Genomic DNA, 19768 nt, shown 5'->3' on the forward strand with positions numbered 1-19768 from the left:
ATAAGCATAAACCATCACTTTAAGCATCATTTTGGGATGATAACTGGGATGTCCTTCCCGACTGTAGGTTTCTAATAAGGGTTTTAAATCTATTTTCTCCACTACATTATTCACGATTCTTACAGGATGATCCGATGGAATTAATTCTTCTATAGAAGGTGGAAATAACCAGTTTTGGGATTGGTTGTATTCTTTAATTCTATAATTTATCACATTGATAATTAGGTAGTTAAGTTTGTATATTTTTATATTAAAATCCTAATTATTAGCCTTTTTTTGCTGAAAATTGAATAAAAAAACCGCCTCAGTTGTGAGACGGCTTCTCTTTAAATATAAAGTTAATTATATCATTTTCTTCGGATCTACCCAAAGATCAAAATCTTCTGGTGTTACATAGCCCAGACGAACAGCCTCTTCTTTTAAGGTTGTACCATTGGCGTGAGCCGTTTGTGCAATTTCAGCTGCTTTATAGTAACCAATTTTTGTATTGAGAGCCGTAACTAACATCAACGAGTTATCAACGAGTTCCTGAATGCGTTTGTGGTTCGGTTCAATTCCTTGTGCACAATGTTCATCAAAAGAAACACAAGCATCACCTAATAATTTAGCCGATTGAATAAAGTTAGCTGCCATCACCGGTTTGAACACATTCAATTCATATTGTCCTTGTGTACCGCTGAATGAAATCGTTACATCATTCCCCAATACTTGAGCAGCCACCATCGTTAAAGCCTCACATTGGGTTGGATTTACTTTACCAGGCATAATAGAAGACCCAGGTTCATTGGCTGGAATGATAATCTCACCGATTCCAGAACGAGGTCCAGAAGCTAGCATGCGAATATCATTGGCTATTTTATAGAGGGATACCGCTAATTGTTTCAGCGCACCATGCGTTTCTACAATCGCATCATGAGCTGCTAAAGCCTCAAATTTGTTTGGAGCTGTAACAAAAGGGAGCTTTGTAAAATCCGCAATGTGTTTAGCCACTACGACATCATAGTTAACAGGCGTATTTAATCCCGTTCCTACAGCCGTTCCACCCAGAGCCAATTCCGCTAAGTGAGGTAACGTATGTTGTAAAGCCTTTAAGCCGTGTTCCAATTGAGCGACATAACCCGAAATTTCTTGCCCTAAGGTTAAAGGAGTTGCATCCATTAAATGCGTACGTCCAATTTTTACTACGTCTTTGTATTCCTTTGCCTTGGCAGCTAGCGTGTTTTTTAGTTGGATAACCCCAGGAATCGTAGATTCAATTACTGCTTTATATGCTGCAATATGCATAGCCGTAGGGTAGGTGTCATTAGACGATTGTGATTTGTTGACATCATCATTGGCTTTCAATACCGGTTCTCCTTCTCCAATACCAAAACCAGCTAAAACCTGTGCGCGATTGGCAATCACCTCATTGACATTCATATTGGACTGTGTACCCGATCCCGTTTGCCAAATAACCAAAGGAAATTGATCGTCTAGTTTTCCAGCAATAATTTCATCACACACTTGTGCAATGGCATCTCGTTTCTCTTGACTCAATACATTTAAATCAAAATTGGCATAGGCAGCTGCTTTTTTTAAATAAGCAAAAGCTTCGATAATTTCATGAGGCATGGATGCCTCTGGGCCAATCTTAAAATTGTTTCTCGAACGCTCTGTTTGTGCACCCCAATATTTGTCTTTTGGTACTTGTACTTCCCCAAGGGTGTCTTTTTCTATTCTATAGTCCATGATGTGATTTGTATTTAAAATTACCTTAAAGGTACTGAATTATTTAGTTTGATTCTAAAGAAGGTGTAAAATAAAATAAGAGGTATTGCAAAATCGAGAAAAGGATGTATATTTGGGACGTATACAAAAAAATCCGGAATAAAATGTTTGAATTTCAACAGTATTTAGGTTTCATCGTTGCCATGACCGTTATTACAATGGCGTTTTGGCTTTTGATATTCTTAATTGGTTTCGCTTGCTACTGGGCAACTGGAGGCGCAATGGAGTTATTAAAAGAGAAGAAAGCTAAAAAACAGCAGTTAGAAGAAAGTCAAATGTAGAATTTGATTTTACGAAATAAAAGAGGTCATGCGATGCATGGCCTCTTTTATTTTATGAGGAAAGAGGAAAGAGGTGTCAGGTATGAGGTATGGGGCTCAACAAACCTCACAAAGAGCAAACCTCACCCATAATCTCATAACCCCTTCTTAACACAACAAGCAAAACCAAAACACAATCATAATGATATAGAAACACAGTTTCGTAGGGGGAGGACTAAGTTTGCCTAAAACTATTCAATGTTATCATTATGAAAGTAAAGTACTTATTATTCTTTTTTACCCTTTGTTTTGCGTGGACCTTACACGCGCAAAATGCAGATAAAAAACACGGAATTGTATCCGGTAGAGTGATTGACACAACAGATAAAAGTTCACTTCCAGGAGCAGCCGTACTATTAAATAAAGGAAAACAATACACCATCAGTAATAGCAATGGTTATTTTGAGTTTTTAAATATACCTGTAGGCTCTTATACCTTATCTGTTAGTTATATCGGATATGCGCCTATTGAACAAGAAGTAGAAGTAACAGCAGGACAAAATACCGTAATCAATTTGAGTTTGTCTACTGATGCACAAACCTTAGAAGGAATTGTGATTGTCGGAGATCGCCTCAAAGGGCAAGCCAAGGCATTAAATCAACAGATGAACAATGCCAATGTAACCAATGTCATCTCTGCGGATCAAGTGGGGCGTTTTCCAGATTCAAACATTGGGGATGCCTTAAAACGCGTACCGGGGATTACCATGCAAAATGACCAAGGAGAAGCGCGTAATATTGTAATCCGAGGATTGGCTTCTAGCTTAAACTCCGTAACTTTAAATGGAGATCGCGTTCCTTCCGCTGAAGGAGATAACCGAAATGTACAGATGGATTTAATTCCTTCAGATATGATTTCATCTATCGAAGTAAATAAAACCTTAACCCCAGATATGGATGCTGACGCCATCGGAGGTTCTGTAGATTTGATTACTCGTGCTTCCCCTTATGGAGAACGTATTGCTGCAACGGTAGCAGGAGGATATAACCCTATCAGAGAAAAGGGAAATTACATCGGAAGCTTTGTGTATGGAAATCGCTTTTTAGATTCTAAATTAGGAATGATTTTCAGCGGATCGTACAACAGCAATGATTTTGGTTCAGACAACGTAGAAGCCGTTTGGGATCAAGATGAACACGGCAATGTTTACATCAGTGAATACGACATCAGAAAGTATGATGTACAACGCGTACGCCGCAGTTTCTCAGGAGCATTTGATTATAAAATCAATGAAAATCACACAATTTATGCCAGTGCGATGTACAATTGGAGAGATGATAGAGAAAATAGATACCGCGTGCGTTACAGAGGGATAACACCAGAATACGATGCGGAGAATAACATCATTGGGTACAAAGGAGATATCCGTAGAGAAACAAAAGGAGGAATCGATACGAATCGCAATAAAAATGCACGTTTAGAAGATCAACGCGTACAAAACTATGCCTTAAGCGGAGAGCATTTATGGTCGAGTAATTTAGATATGGATTGGTCGGTAAACTATGCACGTGCTTCAGAAGACCGCCCAGGAGAGCGCTACTTGGATTTTCAAAATAAGAAAGTAGCCATGGTAGAGGATTTGTCAGATGGAGATTTTCCTTTAATCACTGCAGCAAAAGATACCCCCGAAAACTTTAGCTTTAGAAAACTAACAGAAAACCACAACTTTACAAAAGACAGTGAGTTTGGAGCGAAATTGAATTTTAGAATCCCATTTTCAGTAATTGAAGATCAAAAAGGACGATTGAGATTTGGAGGACGCTTGCGTCTAAAAGACAAAGAACGCGATAATATGTTCTATGAATACACGCCAATTGCACCAAATGCAATCGGAAATTTAGCAGCAGTACCGAATAATTTTTATGATGGAAAAGATTTTCAAGCAGGAAGTAGATATGTTCCAGGTTATTTTGCTGCTAAGCAATATGTAGGTGGTTTAGATTTAAACAATGCCGCTTTGTTTGAAAAAGAAGCAAAACCAGAAGAATACTTAGCTTTAAACTACAAAGCCAAAGAGAAAATTTACGCAGGATATATCCGTTGGGATCAAGATTTCAATGCCAATTTATCCATGATTGTGGGAGCTCGTGTAGAACATACAAGTATTGATTATACTGGAAATCATATTGTTGATGAAAGTGATTTAGTAGGAGAAATAAACAACACCAACAGCTATACAAATGTGATGCCGAGTTTGACATTTAAATACCAAACAGATACAGATTGGATTTATAGAGCTGCGTTCACTACAGCATTAGCTAGACCCGATTATTACGCCTTGGCTCCTTATATCAGTGTAATTTCTCAAGATAATGCAATTGCTGCTGGAAACCCAGATTTGAAAGCCACCTATGCCTACAATTTTGATTTAATGGCAGAAAAGTATTTCCAATCGGTAGGGATGTTCTCTGCAGGAGTGTTTTACAAAAATTTAAATGACTTCATTTATACCTATCGTTCAGATTCATTCAACCATGATAATTTCAATGCGGCTTTCCCAGATCAAGTGAATCCAATTCAAGCGGGTGAAAACTGGAAATTTATGCAACAACGCAATGGAGATCAAGTGAATTTATTCGGGGTTGAGGTAGCATTTCAAAGACAGTTAGATTTTATCCCTGGTAAATTCTTTAAAGGATTGGGAATCTATGTGAACTATACGTATACACACTCAGAAGCAAAAGGAATTACCAATGCGGATGGAGAGGTTAGAAAAAATATGGAGTTACCTGGATCAGCCCCTCATATGTTTAATGGATCGCTTTCATGGGAAAATGAACGCTTCTCTGCTCGTATTTCCTTAAATTATGCTTCAGATTATTTAGATGCATTAGGAGGAAATAGCTTTGAGGATAGCTACTACGACAAGCAATTGTTTTTAGATGCGAATGCATCCTATAAAATCACGTCGTATTTACGCGTATTTGCTGAGGCAAATAACTTGACTAATCAACCGTTGAGATATTACCAAGGGGTGAGCAATCGCGTAAAACAAATGGAATACTACCAACCTAAATTTACCTTAGGGGTTAAATTTGATTTATAATATAAACCATACACAAGAAAATTACAGCGAATCGTTTTATTGGCTGTAATTTTTTCATTTACAACACATGAAGAAAATACTTTATACTTTAGTCTTACTTAGTTTCACAGGATTAACTCAGGCGCAAACGCCTTTTGAGCACGAAAAAAGCACAGGGTATTCTGGACAAAATATCCCTGCGTTAAAATACCAAGAAGATAGTTTTAATTTCCTTGTTCTAGGTGATTTTGGACGCGTAGGGGATTACTATCAAAAAGAGGTAGCTCGAGAAATGGGCAATGCCATGGTGGTTCTCGATGGTGAATTTGTTGTTTCGGTTGGGGATAATTTTTATCCCAATGGCGTAGCGAGCACGCAAGATTATCATTGGACTTCTTCTTTTGAACAGGTGTACACTAACCCATCGCTTTATGCGGATTGGTATATTGCTTTAGGTAATCACGATTATTTAGGGAATGTTCAAGCACAAGTCGATTATACGAAAATCAGTAGACGTTGGAATATGCCCGATCGTTATTACAGCAAAACGTTTAAATTAGAGAATGGAAAAAAACTATTGTTGGTGGTGATGGATACCAATCCATTTATTGAGAATTACCGCAAGAGTTCGAAGTATGGAGATTTAAAGGAACAAGACACGGAGAAACAGATGCAATGGCTAGAGCAAACCTTAGGACAAGCAGATGCAGATGTGCAATGGAAAATTGTGATAGGACATCATCCCATGTATAGTGGAGGAAAGCGAAAAGTAAATAAAGATACCCAAGGATTCGAACAGCAATTCGCCGCGTTTTTTGACCGCCATCAAGTTGATGCTTATATCTGCGGACATGAACATGATTTGCAAATTATTAAACCAAAAAATCGCTATACCACGCAATTCTTATCTGGGGCTGCGAGTGAAGTTCGCCCTTCAGGAACCATGGAACACACTATTTTTGCAGCAGCTGAACCTGGATTTATGGCTTTTTCTATCTTGAATACTAGTTTGACCGTTCAAGTGGTAAAAGCAAACAAAGAAGATGCAGAAGTAATATATACCCACACCATTCAAAAGAAAAAATAATGAAAAATAAAGCAATATACTTCTTATTTAGCTTGGCATTATTGACCAGCTGTAAAGATAAATTAGCACCTGTTTCACCAGATGCTATTCAACCTGTAGTAGTGACGGAACAAACCGTGTTTGATACGGATGATCCCGCTATTTGGATCAATAAACAAGAGCAAGCAAAAAGTTTAATTATCGGAACAGATAAGGAAAATGGCGGTGGACTCTACGCTTATGATTTACAAGGAAAGATTGTACATCAATACGTCGATATGGCACGTCCAAATAACGTGGATATTGCGTATGATTTTCCGTATCAAAACCAGAAAATTGACGTTGCAATAGTAACGGAACGCAACGCCAATGCGATTCGAATTTTTAAATTGCCTGAATTAACCCCTATTGATGGAGGAGGATTAAAGGTGTTTGAAGGAGAAACAACAGAAGAGTACAATGAACCGATGGGGATTGCTTTGTATGAAGGAAAAGAAGGAGGAGCAACGGTATTTTATGCGATTGTAGGTCGTAAAAACGGACCTGCTGAAGGGTATTTATGGCAATACCGTTATCATACCAATGCAGCAGGGAAGGTTGAATTGCAATTGGCACGCAAATTCGGTGCTTATAGCGGAAAAAAAGAAATTGAAGCCATAGCAGTAGATCAAGAGTTGGGCTATGTGTATTATTCCGATGAAGGAGCAGGAGTACGCAAGTATTATGCAGATCCAGCAAAGGGAAATCAAGAACTTGCCTTCTTTGCACAAACCGATGCCAAACGCGACCATGAAGGCATTGCGATTTATAAAAAAGAAGCAACAACAGGATATATCGTGGTGTCCAATCAACAAGATAATTCCATCTTAATTTACCCAAGAGAAGGAGCCTCCGATAATCCACACGAACATCAATTGATAACTACAATCCCAGTTGCAGCAATTGAATGTGATGGACTGGAGATTACAGCTCAAGGACTCGATCCTAAATTTCCAAAAGGAATGTTGGTGATGATGAGTAACGGAAAAGTATTCCATTATTACGATTGGGCGATGATTCAAGAAAAAATTGAAGAAGCAAAAAAATAGATTTAAATAAAAATAGACATCCGGAGGGATGTCTATTTTATTTAAGTGAGGGGGTGAGGCAATCTCACCACCTCACCACCTCAAATAAAGTTTTCAACCGCGATAAAAGAAAATCAACTTCCTTTTTTGTATCTTTAGAAGATATCAAAAAGAAAACAAATTATGAATTATACAGAAAAAATGTTGCCACCAACGGCATTGAAAGATAAAGTAGTGATTGTTACTGGAGGAGGAAGCGGATTAGGAAGATCTATGTCGGCTTACTTTATGGAGATTGGTTCGAAAGTCGTGATTACTTCCCGTGATTTGGATAAATTAAAACAAACGGCCAAAGAACTAGAAGAACAAACAGGAGGGGAGTGTTTCCCTGTAAGCTGTGATGTACGACACTATGACCAAGTTGAACAGATGCTACAAGCCGTATTGGATAAATGGGGAAAAGTAGATGTGTTACTTAACAATGCAGCGGGTAATTTCATTTCACCAACAGAGCGCTTATCTTCCAATGCTTTTGATACCATTGTAGATATCGTATTAAAAGGGACAAAAAACTGTACGTTGGTTTTAGGAAAACATTGGATTGAACAAAAACAACGCAATACAGTCGTTTTAAATATTACGACGACCTATGCTTGGACCGGATCAGCCTATGTGGTGCCTTCTTCTGTTGCAAAAGCAGGGGTTTTGGCGATGACGAGAAGTTTGGCTGTAGAATGGGCTAAATACGGGATGCGTTTCAATGCAATTGCACCAGGGCCTTTCCCTACAAAAGGAGCTTGGGATCGCCTATTGCCAGGTGATTTGAAAGAAAAATTCGACCTGACTAAGAAGATTCCACTGCGCAGAGTAGGAGAACATCAAGAACTAGCTAATTTAGCGGCCTATTTGGTTTCTGACTTTTCAAGCTATATCAATGGAGAGGTAATTACCATTGACGGAGGGGAATGGCTACAGGGAGCAGGTGAGTTTAATATATTGGATCAAGTTCCCGAAGAAATGTGGGATATGCTGAGAAAAATAACAAAGAAAAAATAAACCATTTACTTTTCCTTTCAATTCACAAAGTGTCGTTTTATATAAAATAACACTTTAAAGTTTATAAAGTAGTGAATACAAGCGAATTTAGCAAAATGTTGATAAAATAGATTTTCTAAACTCATAAATAATCGTATTTTTACCACTTAAATTATTCGGGATAAACATGGGTAAAATCATTGCTATTGCTAATCAAAAAGGGGGGGTTGGAAAAACAACTACGTCTGTAAATTTAGCAGCATCATTAGGGGCACTTGAGAAAAAGGTATTATTGATAGATGCTGATCCTCAGGCTAATGCTACTTCGGGATTAGGAGTAGATGTAGAAGCAGTAGAAATAGGAACGTATGAAATTTTGGAGCATAGCAATACACCAAAAGAAGCCATTGTAGATTGTACTGCCCCTAATGTTTCATTAATTCCAGCTCATATTGATTTAGTTGCTATTGAAATTGAATTAGTAGATAAAAAAAACCGAGAATATATGCTTAAAGAAGCGCTGAGTTCGGTAAAAGATGAATTTGATTATATCATAATAGACTGTGCGCCTTCCTTAGGACTATTGACATTAAACGCACTTACTGCTGCTGATTCTGTCATTATTCCTATTCAGTGTGAGTATTTTGCATTAGAAGGATTGGGGAAGTTACTAAATACCATTAAAAGTGTTCAGAAAATTCACAATCCCGAATTAGATATTGAAGGCTTACTGCTCACGATGTATGACTCTAGATTGAGACTGTCAAACCAAGTGGTAGAAGAAGTTCAAAAGCACTTTAACGATATGGTATTTAATACCATTATTCAAAGAAATGTCAAGTTGAGCGAAGCACCTAGTTTTGGAGAAAGCATTATCAATTATGATGCAACAAGTAAAGGAGCTACCAATTACATCAATTTGGCAGAAGAAATTATCAATAAAAATAAAACGTTATAAATTTAGGAAGGGAAGTAGTTAGGTTATGGCAAAAGCAATAAAAAAACAAGCTTTAGGAAGAGGATTGTCCGCATTGTTAAAAGATCCGGAAAATGATATTAAATCTATTGAGGATAATAATGCGGATAAAGTAGTAGGAAATATTATTGAATTGGAAATAGCATCTATTGAAATAAATCCATTTCAACCCCGAACTAATTTTAATGAAGATTCACTTAATGAATTAGCAACCAGTATTCGTGAATTGGGAGTTATTCAGCCTATTACAGTCCGAAAAACTGCTTTTAATAAATATCAACTCATTTCAGGAGAGCGTCGTTTACGCGCTTCTAAGCTTGTTGGCTTAGAAACTATACCTGCTTATATCCGTATAGCTAACGACAATGATTCGTTAACGATGGCACTGGTAGAAAATATTCAGCGCCACGATTTAGACCCTATAGAAATAGCCTTGTCTTATCAGCGATTGATGGAAGAAATCAGCTTGACACAGGAACAGGTGAGCGATAGAGTAGGAAAAAAGCGTTCTACGATTGCTAATTATTTGAGATTACTACGATTAGATCCGATTATTCAGACGGGGATTCGGGACGGATTCATTACAATGGGGCATGGCAGAGCGATAATCAATATTGAAGATTTGGATGTTCAAACCAATATTTATCATCAGATTATAACCGAAAATCTTTCCGTTAGAGAAACTGAAGCATTGGTCAAAAAATACCAAGAAGGTGTAGGAAACGAAAAACAAAGTGTCCTTAAAAAAGAATCTCAATTTGTTGTTTCTGAGGAGGATAAAAGATCAATAGGAAGTTTTTTTGGTGCAAAAGTTGATGTCAAAGTCGGCAATAATGGAAAAGGAAAAATATCTATTCCCTTTCATTCGGAAGAAGATTTAAACCGGATTATTAAACTATTAAAGGATTAGTGAAAAATAAGTTTTTTATAATTGTTTTTCTTTTAGGAGTTTGGCAAAGTACTATATTTGCCCAAACGGGGGGGGAAGAAAAAGTTTCTAAAAAAGAAGAGTATAAACCGATGGATCCTTTGGCACCTTCGCGTGCTGCTTTTTACACTACTGTTGTGCCGGGATTGGGACAGATTTACAATAAAAAATATTGGAAACTACCTTTAGTTTATGCAGGAATCGGAGTTCCGGTGTATTTTTGGGCAGATAATCAGCGCAATTATGATCGGTATAGAAACGAATACAAAAAAAGACTTCAGGGAATAAGAGATGAAGATGATTCTACCTTCGGACGATTAGATGATCAGCGTTTACTGGATGGTCAAAACTTTTACAGAAGAAATAGAGATTTATCCGTAGTGGTGACACTTGGTTTCTATATATTAAGTATAGTTGATGCAAATGTTGATGCGCATTTAATGCAGTTCAACGTAAACGACAGACTAACCATAAAACCTGCTTTTGAATTTAATTCAATAGACAATACTCCGCAGCAGTATCAATATGCTGTGAATATTCAATATCGTTTTTAATTATATTTTTAAACAACATGAAAATCGCATTACTAGGCTATGGAAAAATGGGGCAAATCATTGAAAGAATTGCCTTAGAACGGAATCATGAAATTGTATTGAGAAAAAAGAGTACAGATACTTTTGAAGGTTTGGAAAAAGCCGATGTTGCTATTGATTTCAGCATTCCGGATGCGGCAGTAACGAACATAAAGAAATGTGTTGATTTACAAATACCGATTGTTTGCGGAACTACAGGATGGCTGGAGAAGTATGGTGAAATGGTGTCGTATTGCCTTCAAAAAGAAGGAGCATTTTTATACGGCTCCAACTTTAGTTTGGGAGTAAATATTTTTTTTGAACTCAATGAACAGTTAGCTAAAATAATGCATCGTTTTAACGAATATAACGTTTCAATAGAAGAAATTCATCACACCCAAAAGTTAGATGCACCGAGCGGTACCGCAATAACCTTGGCACAAGGAATAATTGCAAATTCTCATTATGTAAAATGGACTTTGGACGAAGCGCTAGAAGGGGAAATTCCTATTGATGCAATCAGAAAAGAGAATGTACCTGGAACGCATAGTGTTTTTTACGATTCCGCTATTGATCAAATAGAAATAAAACACACTGCGCATAATAGAGAAGGATTTGCTTTGGGAGCTGTGATTGCCGCTGAGTGGATTCTGAATAAAAAAGGAGTTTTTTCGATGAAAGATGTTCTTGATTTGAAAAAATAATTAACTTACCACCTAAAAACAAGAAATTATGACAATTACAGAATGGTTTTTATTTTTTATTGTAATACAGATAATCCATTTTTTAGGAACATGGAAATTATATGTAAAAGCAGGAAGAAAAGCATGGGAAGCCGCTGTGCCGATATACAATGGAATTGTTTTAATGAAAATTATTAACCGCCCAGTTTGGTGGGTAATTTTACTGTTTATTCCGATTGTAAACCTTATTATGTTTCCTGTAGTTTGGGTGGAAACACTAAGAAGCTTTGGAAAAAAATCTACGGCAGATACTATTTTAGGTGTTGTAACGCTGGGACTTTACATTTACTTTATCAACTATGTAGGTAGTGTTAAGTATGTTGAAAACAGAAGTCTGAAACCAACCACTTCAAGCGGAGAAACAGTAAGTTCTATTTTGTTTGCAGTAATAGTAGCAACGGTTATCCATACCTATGTGATTCAGCCTTATACTATCCCGTCGTCTTCATTAGAAAAAACGTTATTGGTAGGTGATTTTTTATTTGTGAGTAAGTTTCACTATGGTGCAAGAACGCCGATGACAACTGTTGCTTTGCCTATGGCACACGATACCATTCCACTGACTAGAAAGAAATCTTATTTTGCCAAACCGCATCTGCCTTATTTTAGAATTCCTGGATTTCAAAAGATACAACATAATGATATTGTAGTTTTTAGCTGGCCAACGGATACAGTATATCAATTTAATGATCCTTTGCGCAGAAAGGCAGTTTTTAAACCTATTGATAAAAAGACAAATTACGTAAAAAGAGCTGTTGGTCTTCCGGGAGAAAATTTGTCTATAAAAGATGGTGTAGTTTATATTAACGATAAAGAACTTCAGCTGAATGACAGGGCAAAATTACAGTATAGCTATTTGGTGATGACTGATGGAAGTAGACAGTTGGATTTGCAAGGCTTGGCTAAAAAATTAGATATAACAGATCCTTTCGGATATGTTCAGAACCCTCAAAACGCTATCTTTTTCAGAGCATTGACTCAGGAAGATGTAGAATATATAAAAACCTTCAGTACAGTAAAAGAAGTTATTAAAAGTCCGTTTAATTCAATAGACGGAGCAGTCTTTCCACATACTCAGCAAGATTGGACGGAAAATAATATGGGACCGCTCCATATTCCTGCAAAAGGAGAAACCGTAACATTGACAGAAGAAAATTTGCCGTTTTATAAACGAGCTATTGAGGTGTATGAAAATAATAAGCTTGAAATAAAAGACGGGCAAATTTATATTGACAATCAGCAAACAGATCAGTATACTTTTCATCAGGATTACTATTTTATGATGGGGGATAATCGTGATAATTCAGAAGATAGTCGTTTTTGGGGATATGTTCCTGAAGATCATATTGTTGGAAAACCCGTTTTCATATGGATGAGTTTGGATCAGAATGTTCCTTGGTCTAAAGCGTTGGATAAGTTCCGTTGGGAAAGAATGTTTACAACGGTAAACGGAAACGGCAAGCAAGTATCCTATTTTCCTTATTTTGTGATTGTGATGATCGGAATTTTCGGATATAACTTTTACAAAAAGAGAAAAGATAAAAAGAAATCTAAATTTTAATATTGACTAATGAATATTTTGATTCATCCCACTTACTTTCCGTCTATTAGTCATTATGTAGCTATGTTGCAGACAGATACTATAACATTAGAAGTAGAGGATAATTTTCAAAAACAAACTAATAGAAACAGAATGTATATCTATAGTGCTAATGGTATTCAATTGCTGAATATTCCTATAAAACACTCTAAAAATGTACATCAAAAATTTAAAGATATCAAAATAGAACATGCCTTTGGATGGCAAAAACAACATTTTAAGAGTTTAGAAGCAGCTTATAGAACTTCACCCTACTTTGAATATTTTGAGGATGATATTCGTCTGGTTTTTGAAAATAATTATGAGTTTATGTTGGATTTAAATTTTAAAATTCACGAAATCGTAGCAGGCTGTTTAGGAATAAATTTGGCATATTCTACTACAGAAGAGTATTTAAAAGAACCACCTCCAGATGTATTAGATTTTAGACAATTGGCAAATGGAAAAAAAGACAGTAACCAATATGAACCTTATACACAGGTTTTTGATGAAAAATACGGTTTTTTAAATAATCTGAGTATTTTAGACTTGCTTTTTAATGAAGGAAGGCATGCAGTTGATTATTTAAAACGGCAAAGGGTAAAATTATAAGAAAGAAACTACAAATACTATTTTAAGAAATTTTTTATATTAGTAGCTTAAACTATAAAATCAAAGCCTGCAAAAACTATAGTTTGCAGGCTTTAGAATTTCATCGTTTTAAAGCTTAATCAGCGGATGTTTCATGTATCTCCAGCTCAAATACTAAATCAGTATTTGGAGGAATAGGTCCTGCACCTCTTTCACCATAAGCTAAATGAGCAGGAATAAAGATAATTGCTTTATCTCCAATCTTCATTTGTTCTATTCCTTCGATAAATCCCGGGATTAAACCTGTTTTAGCTCCGAATTTGAACGGAATAGGAATATATTGTTTTGCTGCAGCTCTTTGTGGATTGTAAATATCAAAATCTTTAGATAATTGCTCATTGCTTGAATCGAACATAGTTCCGTTTTCAAAAAAACCTGAATAATCAACATAAATATCTTGTCCGATATTGGGTGCCTCTCCATTTCCTTTTTCAGTAATCACATAAGATAGCCCGGAAGAAGTTTTAGTTGCTTTGGCTTTTAATTCCTCAAATTTTGAAGCGTATTCTTTTTGAATTTTAGCCTGTTTCTCTTCTTGTTCCTTTTTAGCCTTGGCTTCTTCTTCAAAGTAGTTTTTAAACACCTTTGCAGCGTCAAATTTTTTAGCTTCTTTGCCTTGTCTTATTATCTTAATATTTTCAATTAGATCACCTTGTTCTATCTGATTAACGACCTCCATCCCTTTAACAGTGTATCCGAACACGGAGTGGCGGTTGTCTAAAGAAGGAGTTGGTTTATGAGTAATAAAAAACTGGCTGCCGTTGGTGAATGGTCCGCTGTTTGCCATAGATAAAGTACCTTCTTTGTCGTGACCTAAAGATGGATCAAATTCATCTTTAAATACATATCCTGGTCCGCCTGCACCTGTTCCGGTTGGATCTCCCGCCTGAATTACAAAGTCATTTACTACCCGGTGAAATTTGATGCCGTCATAATAAGGTTTGTTTTTGTATTGTTCATCTACGAAAGGATTTTTTCCTTCAGCCAATGATACAAAATTAGCAACCGTTACGGGGGCTTTTTTGTATTCTAATTCAACAATAATGTTGCCTTTGCTGGTTTTAATATCTGCATATAAACCATCCGGCAAGTCTGATTTTTGCGAGGTACATGAGGATACCAACGCTACTAAGCTTAATATTAAACTTGTCATTTTTTTCATTTTAATAATTAGTTTTATATTCAATTGATAATAGAGTAATCGTAAATATTAAAGGTTGATTTTTTCTAATTTTTTTTTGGTCGCCCACATATCCGTATGCCAAAGCAGAAGGTGATAAGACCTTGATGGTTTCATTGGCTTTCATCATTTTTAAGCTATGTCTTAAAATCGGTAAAATATCTTCTTTATCTATTCGATAAGTTAAATTTCCGATTTCATTGTTAGAGTAAATCAAACTGTCGTTTATTGAATGTACAGCATAGGTATAGTTTACTAAGTCTCCTGTTTGCGAACGTATAGAGTCTTTTAATTGACGCGCGATATACGTATACCAGAAGCCATTTTTTGAATTGGTGTATGTATTGCTTGTATCTGTTGCAATATAATTTTTGAAAAAACCTTCTTCGTCTTTAACAACTTCAATGTTTCGTTCAATAGAAGTGTTAATACTGCTTAGCTTAGACTGAGTGAGAGGTCTTCGAGCTTCTTCTTTTTGCTGACAGCCTATACTGAGCAAGAGCACTAAAAACAATAATGAAAATCGGATGGAGCTATACATAAAATTCACTTTTGTAATTTTTGACTATTTCTTTAAAACGGTTTATGGTCTCTTCAAGAGATAAATCAGAATTTCCGCCAGCTGCATTGATATGCCCTCCTCCATTAAAAAAACGTCTGGCGAATAAATTTACATCAAAATTACCTTGTGATCGAAATGATATTTTTATTCCGGCATCTTCTTTTCGCTCTATAAAAAAAGCCGTAAAATCTATTCCGGTAATAGTTAAGCCGTAATTTACAAAACCTTCCGTATCTCCTTTTTGATAATCAAACTGCTGAAGATCCTTTTCGCTGAGGTAAATATAGGAAGTTTTTGATTCTGATAAAAGAACCATATTTTGAAGTGCTTTTCCGAGCAACTGTAATCGATTATAAGAATTGTTGTCAAATAAAGCATTGTGGATTTGAGGATTGTCTATTCCTTTTTCAATTAAATCGGCAACAGCATTATGTGTGCTTGAATTTGTTTTTGGAAATCTAAAGGATCCTGAATCCGTAACTATGCCGGTATATAAACAGGTGGCAGCATCTTTGTTTATATATTTTAAAAAGCCGGCTTGCATTAAAATCGTGTAGAGCAGTTCGCAAGTAGAACCAAATGCTGTATCTGAAAAAATAAGCTTGGCAAAATCTCCGGGCATCTGATGATGATCGATCATTATCTTAAAAGCAGCAGTGTTTTCTAATGCTTTTTCCATTTTTTCGCCTGTACGGGCAAGAATATTAAAATCTAGAGCAAAAATATAATCAGCCTGATTCAATATCTGTAAAGCCTCTTTTTCGTTGTTTTCAAAAATGGAAACTTTACCAATCTCAGGCATCCAATTTAAAAAATGAGGAATTTCGTTTGGAGAAATAACATGTACTTCGTGTTGAAGCTGGACTAATACACTGTATAAACCTAATGCAGCTCCCATTGCATCTCCATCCGGATTGCGATGAGGTACTAATACTATTTTTTTAGGAGAGGCTAATATTGATTTTAATTCGTCTATTTTTTTTTCGTTCATCATACTGCGAAAATAAACTATTTTGTGAACAGAAAATGAAATATTGATTATTTTATTGTGAAGAAGCCTAAAAGAAAACTTATTCTGATAGATTTTTCAATTCTGATTTATTGACTAAGATTATATTTTTACCTAACAACTGGATAAGAGATTCCTTTTTCATGTCAGAAAGCAGCCGAATACAGCTTTCGGTAGCTGTACCGACCATATTGGCAAGATCTTCTCGGGATAATTGTATATTTAAAGCTTTATTTTCAGGATTTGTTCCGCCTAATTCTTCAAGTTTGAGCAATACACTTGCCAAACGTTGTTTTACCGTTTTGTGCGTATGATCTGCAATTCCTTTGTCAGAATCCTTCAAGTGATTGCAAATATCCTTCGTAACCAACAGCGAAAATTTGTTGTTTTCTGTAAAATATTCCATCATTTCCTTTTTAGGAATAAAACAGATGCTCATATCTTCCAATGCGGTAGCAGTAAGGTTTGATGTTTCTTCGTTGATGATAGAGCGTTGCCCTAATAAATCTCCTCTTTTAGATAATTTTACAATAGAGTCTTTACCGTTTGCATTAAGCTTTGTCAGTTTACAAAAACCCTCTTTTATACAATACACTCCATTGAGATTGTCGCCTTCAGAAAAGATAACTTCTCCTTTCTTCACTAAAAAATGAGTTTTTGTATCCGAAATAGTCAAAAGTTCTTCACGAGTAAGCGCCTTTAAGGAGCTAAATTCTCTTATTATGCATTGTTCACATCTTCCCATGTTTTGACTGTTTAAAGATATACTGCAAAGATAGTGTTTTTTCATGATAAATGTCATATATTTTAGGTCATTAAAAGCAGAAATTTGTCTAAGGTAAAATGAGCAAATAGTATGGAGAAAAAGAGTTGTTATCACTGTGGCAACGCTGTAACGGTATTTAATAGAATCGATTATGATGACAAAGAATTTTGCTGTAACGGATGTAAAACAGTGTATGAAATATTTAACGAGAATGATTTAAGCTGTTATTATGAGATGCAGACTTCGCCGGGAGCAACTCCTGAAGATGCTCAAGGCAAATATGACTTTTTAGATAAACCTGAAATTGTAGATAAGTTACTGGAATTCAATGAGGGATTTACGTCCATTATTTCTCTTTATATTCCGCACATTCACTGTAGTTCGTGTATCTGGATATTGGAAAACCTACAAAAGCTTAATGAAGGAGTTTATCGGGTATTGGTAAACTTTCCCGAAAAAAAAGCGACAATTACTTTTAATTCTGAAAAAACAAATCTTAAAGAAATTGTTTTACTGTTGACTAAAATAGGCTATGAACCTTATATCAGCTTGAGTAATTATGAGGAAAATAAAAAACCTGTAGACCGAAGCTTAATTTATAAAATAGGAGTCGCATTTTTCAGCTTTGGCAATGTAATGATGCTGTCATTTCCCGAATATTTTAATATTGATGATGTCTGGATGGAACAGTATAGAGGCTTTTTTAGATGGTTGATACTGTTGTTGTCTTTGCCTGTTTTTTTCTATTCTGCTTCACCTTATCATATTTCGGCGTGGAAAGGACTTCGTTCTAAAAATTATACCATTGATATCCCTATGTCTCTAGGGGTAATTGTGATGTTTGTCAGAAGCACTGTCGATATTATCTTTAATCTCGGACCAGGATTTTTTGACAGTATGACCATGTTAGTTTTCTTTATGCTGTTAGGAAAACTTTTTCAGCAGAGAACCTATAATTTTTTGTCTTTTGAAAGAGATTATAAGTCTTATTTTCCTATTGCTGTTACCAAATTGTCAGATGAAAATAAAGAAGTGTCTGTGCAGGTATATGATGTCCAAAAAGGCGATCGTTTGCTAATCCGAAATCAGGAGCTTATTCCTGTTGATGCTATTTTGATTTCCGACAGGGCATTTATCGATTACAGTTTTGTAACGGGAGAAGCTGTTCCTGTTGAAAAAAAATCAGGTGATAAGCTTTTTGCAGGGGGCAAGCAAATGGGAGATGTGGTAGAGGTAGAAACAATTAATACTGTATCGCAAAGCTATCTGACACAGTTATGGAGCAACGATGTTTTTCAGAAAAAAGCCGATTTCAAATATAAAACGATCACAGATAAGATAAGCCACTATTTTACGCCCGCTTTACTTGCTATTTCTCTTTTGGCATTTACCGGGTGGGCATTTGTAGATTGGAATATTGCTTTTAATGTGGTTACGGCTATTCTTATTGTTGCTTGTCCTTGTGCTTTGGCTTTGACTGCCCCGTTTACCTTGGGAAATGCCATTCGGATATTGGGAAGAAAGAAGTTTTATCTCAAAAATGTTACGGTTGTAGAGCAAATGGTAAAAGTAGATACTATTGTGTTTGACAAAACGGGAACTATAACAACAAGCGCTAATTCAGTTATTCAATATACAGGAGTTGATTTATCAAAACAGCAACAAGAAGATATTCGAAATATTATTCGGGGATCCAATCACCCTTTAAGCAGAAAACTTTATGATTTTTTATCGTCTAAGATTACTTTAAAACCTGATTCTTTTGAAGAAATTCCCGGAAAAGGACTAATCGGAATTATAAATGGAAAGCAATATAAAATAGGATCAGCGGAGTTATTGGAGATTAATAAAGAAAAAGTGTTAAACGAAACGTCAGTGCATATATGTATTGATAAGGAGTATAAAGGAAAATTTGTTTTTAATAATCATTATCGTGAAGGATTAACAGAATTATTTTTTAAACTTAAAAAAAATAAATATAAAATTGCTATATTGTCTGGTGATAATAATGGCGAGTTGAAAAAATTAGAGAAAATATTGCCAAAGGGTACGGAATTTGTGTTTAATCAAAAACCAGATAAAAAGTTAGAATATATTAAAAATTTACAAGCTAATAATCGAAATGTGATGATGGTAGGTGACGGGTTAAATGATGCCGGAGCTTTGGCGCAAAGTAATGTAGGAGTTTCTGTTTCTGAGAATGTAAATGTATTTACTCCGGCAAGCGATGCTATATTGGATGCAGGTGAATTCAGGTTTTTGGATAGATTTTTAAACTATTCCAAATTATCGATCAAAGTAATAAAAATGAGTTATATGCTGGCGCTTACCTATAATGTAATAGGAATAACGCTTTCGATATTGAATAAAATGTCGCCATTGGTAGCAGCGATATTAATGCCAATAAGCACATTTTCTATTATTAGTTTTGTTACGGTTATGACTAATTATTACGCTAAGAAAACATTGAGCATAAAAGCTAAAAAAAGAGGAACGTGACAAATATCATGTTTTAAGACAG

The 19768-nt window shown here is 35.7% G+C and carries 17 protein-coding genes and 1 pseudogene; 12 read left to right on the plus strand and 6 right to left on the minus strand.

Going from position 1 to position 19768, the window contains the following annotated elements:
- Both C8P70_RS07275 and fumC read right to left on the minus strand, forming a co-directional pair.
- Window positions 1-213: pseudogene (locus tag C8P70_RS07275) on the minus strand (IS5/IS1182 family transposase); the annotation flags it as partial.
- Window positions 214-342: 129 nt separating this feature from the next.
- Window positions 343-1728 (minus strand): class II fumarate hydratase, encoded by a 1386-nt coding sequence (fumC, locus tag C8P70_RS07280; protein ID WP_133712684.1) that lies wholly within the window; start codon window positions 1726-1728, stop codon window positions 343-345.
- 143 nt (window positions 1729-1871) lie between these two features.
- On the opposite strand from fumC, the gene C8P70_RS07285 reads away from it, so the two are divergent.
- The 11 genes from C8P70_RS07285 (at window position 1872) to C8P70_RS07335 (ending at window position 13691) form a co-directional block, all read left to right on the plus strand.
- Entirely contained in the window at window positions 1872-2048 is a 177-nt protein-coding gene (locus C8P70_RS07285; RefSeq protein WP_172462211.1) for a hypothetical protein, read from the plus strand.
- Between the two features lie 248 nt (window positions 2049-2296).
- The gene (locus C8P70_RS07290) at window positions 2297-5134 is read left to right on the plus strand and encodes a TonB-dependent receptor (protein WP_133712685.1); all 2838 of its coding nucleotides are present in this window, start codon (window positions 2297-2299) and stop codon (window positions 5132-5134) included.
- A gap of 67 nt (window positions 5135-5201) precedes the next feature.
- Window positions 5202-6200, plus strand: a complete 999-nt coding sequence (locus C8P70_RS07295) for a metallophosphoesterase (protein ID WP_133712686.1) — start codon at window positions 5202-5204, stop codon at window positions 6198-6200.
- Window positions 6200-7267: a phytase gene (locus C8P70_RS07300; protein WP_133712687.1), complete on the plus strand. Its 1068-nt coding sequence runs from the start codon at window positions 6200-6202 to the stop codon at window positions 7265-7267. The genes C8P70_RS07295 and C8P70_RS07300 overlap by 1 nt, the downstream gene beginning before the upstream one ends.
- Window positions 7268-7429: 162 nt before the next feature.
- Window positions 7430-8302: an SDR family oxidoreductase gene (locus tag C8P70_RS07305; protein ID WP_133712688.1), complete on the plus strand. Its 873-nt coding sequence runs from the start codon at window positions 7430-7432 to the stop codon at window positions 8300-8302.
- A 166-nt stretch (window positions 8303-8468) separates the two neighbouring features.
- Window positions 8469-9239 (plus strand): ParA family protein, encoded by a 771-nt coding sequence (locus C8P70_RS07310; RefSeq protein ID WP_133712689.1) that lies wholly within the window; start codon window positions 8469-8471, stop codon window positions 9237-9239.
- A gap of 25 nt (window positions 9240-9264) precedes the next feature.
- Window positions 9265-10167 (plus strand): ParB/RepB/Spo0J family partition protein, encoded by a 903-nt coding sequence (locus tag C8P70_RS07315; protein WP_133712690.1) that lies wholly within the window; start codon window positions 9265-9267, stop codon window positions 10165-10167.
- The gene (locus C8P70_RS07320) at window positions 10167-10739 is read left to right on the plus strand and encodes a DUF5683 domain-containing protein (protein ID WP_208293390.1); all 573 of its coding nucleotides are present in this window, start codon (window positions 10167-10169) and stop codon (window positions 10737-10739) included. The genes C8P70_RS07315 and C8P70_RS07320 overlap by 1 nt, the downstream gene beginning before the upstream one ends.
- A 17-nt stretch (window positions 10740-10756) precedes the next feature.
- A complete protein-coding gene (gene dapB, locus C8P70_RS07325) occupies window positions 10757-11461 on the plus strand; it encodes a 4-hydroxy-tetrahydrodipicolinate reductase (RefSeq protein ID WP_133712691.1) in 705 nt (234 codons plus the stop codon).
- Between the two features lie 28 nt (window positions 11462-11489).
- Entirely contained in the window at window positions 11490-13061 is a 1572-nt protein-coding gene (gene lepB / locus C8P70_RS07330) for a signal peptidase I (protein ID WP_133712692.1), read from the plus strand.
- A 9-nt stretch (window positions 13062-13070) separates the two neighbouring features.
- Window positions 13071-13691 (plus strand): WbqC family protein, encoded by a 621-nt coding sequence (locus C8P70_RS07335; protein ID WP_133712693.1) that lies wholly within the window; start codon window positions 13071-13073, stop codon window positions 13689-13691.
- A 115-nt stretch (window positions 13692-13806) separates the two neighbouring features.
- Here C8P70_RS07335 and C8P70_RS07340 read toward each other — a convergent pair whose 3' ends face one another.
- The 4 genes from C8P70_RS07340 to C8P70_RS07355 form a co-directional block, all read right to left on the minus strand.
- Window positions 13807-14892, minus strand: a complete 1086-nt coding sequence (locus C8P70_RS07340; RefSeq protein WP_208293391.1) for a peptidylprolyl isomerase — start codon at window positions 14890-14892, stop codon at window positions 13807-13809.
- Between the two features lies 1 nt (window position 14893).
- Entirely contained in the window at window positions 14894-15451 is a 558-nt protein-coding gene (gldI, locus tag C8P70_RS07345; RefSeq protein ID WP_133712695.1) for a gliding motility-associated peptidyl-prolyl isomerase GldI, read from the minus strand.
- Window positions 15444-16466, minus strand: a complete 1023-nt coding sequence (locus C8P70_RS07350; RefSeq protein WP_133712696.1) for a DHH family phosphoesterase — start codon at window positions 16464-16466, stop codon at window positions 15444-15446. Before C8P70_RS07350 ends, gldI begins: the two co-directional genes overlap by 8 nt.
- Window positions 16467-16542: 76 nt before the next feature.
- Window positions 16543-17226 carry a Crp/Fnr family transcriptional regulator gene (locus C8P70_RS07355; RefSeq protein ID WP_133712763.1) on the minus strand — a complete coding sequence of 228 codons (684 nt, stop codon included), beginning with the start codon at window positions 17224-17226 and terminating at the stop codon, window positions 16543-16545.
- 111 nt (window positions 17227-17337) lie between these two features.
- On the opposite strand from C8P70_RS07355, the gene C8P70_RS07360 reads away from it, so the two are divergent.
- The gene (locus C8P70_RS07360) at window positions 17338-19746 is read left to right on the plus strand and encodes a heavy metal translocating P-type ATPase (protein ID WP_133712697.1); all 2409 of its coding nucleotides are present in this window, start codon (window positions 17338-17340) and stop codon (window positions 19744-19746) included.
- Window positions 19747-19768: the final 22 nt, after the last annotated feature.

Source organism: Myroides indicus, from assembly GCF_004364575.1.
Taxonomy (GTDB): Bacteria; Bacteroidota; Bacteroidia; order Flavobacteriales; family Flavobacteriaceae; genus Flavobacterium; species Flavobacterium indicum_A.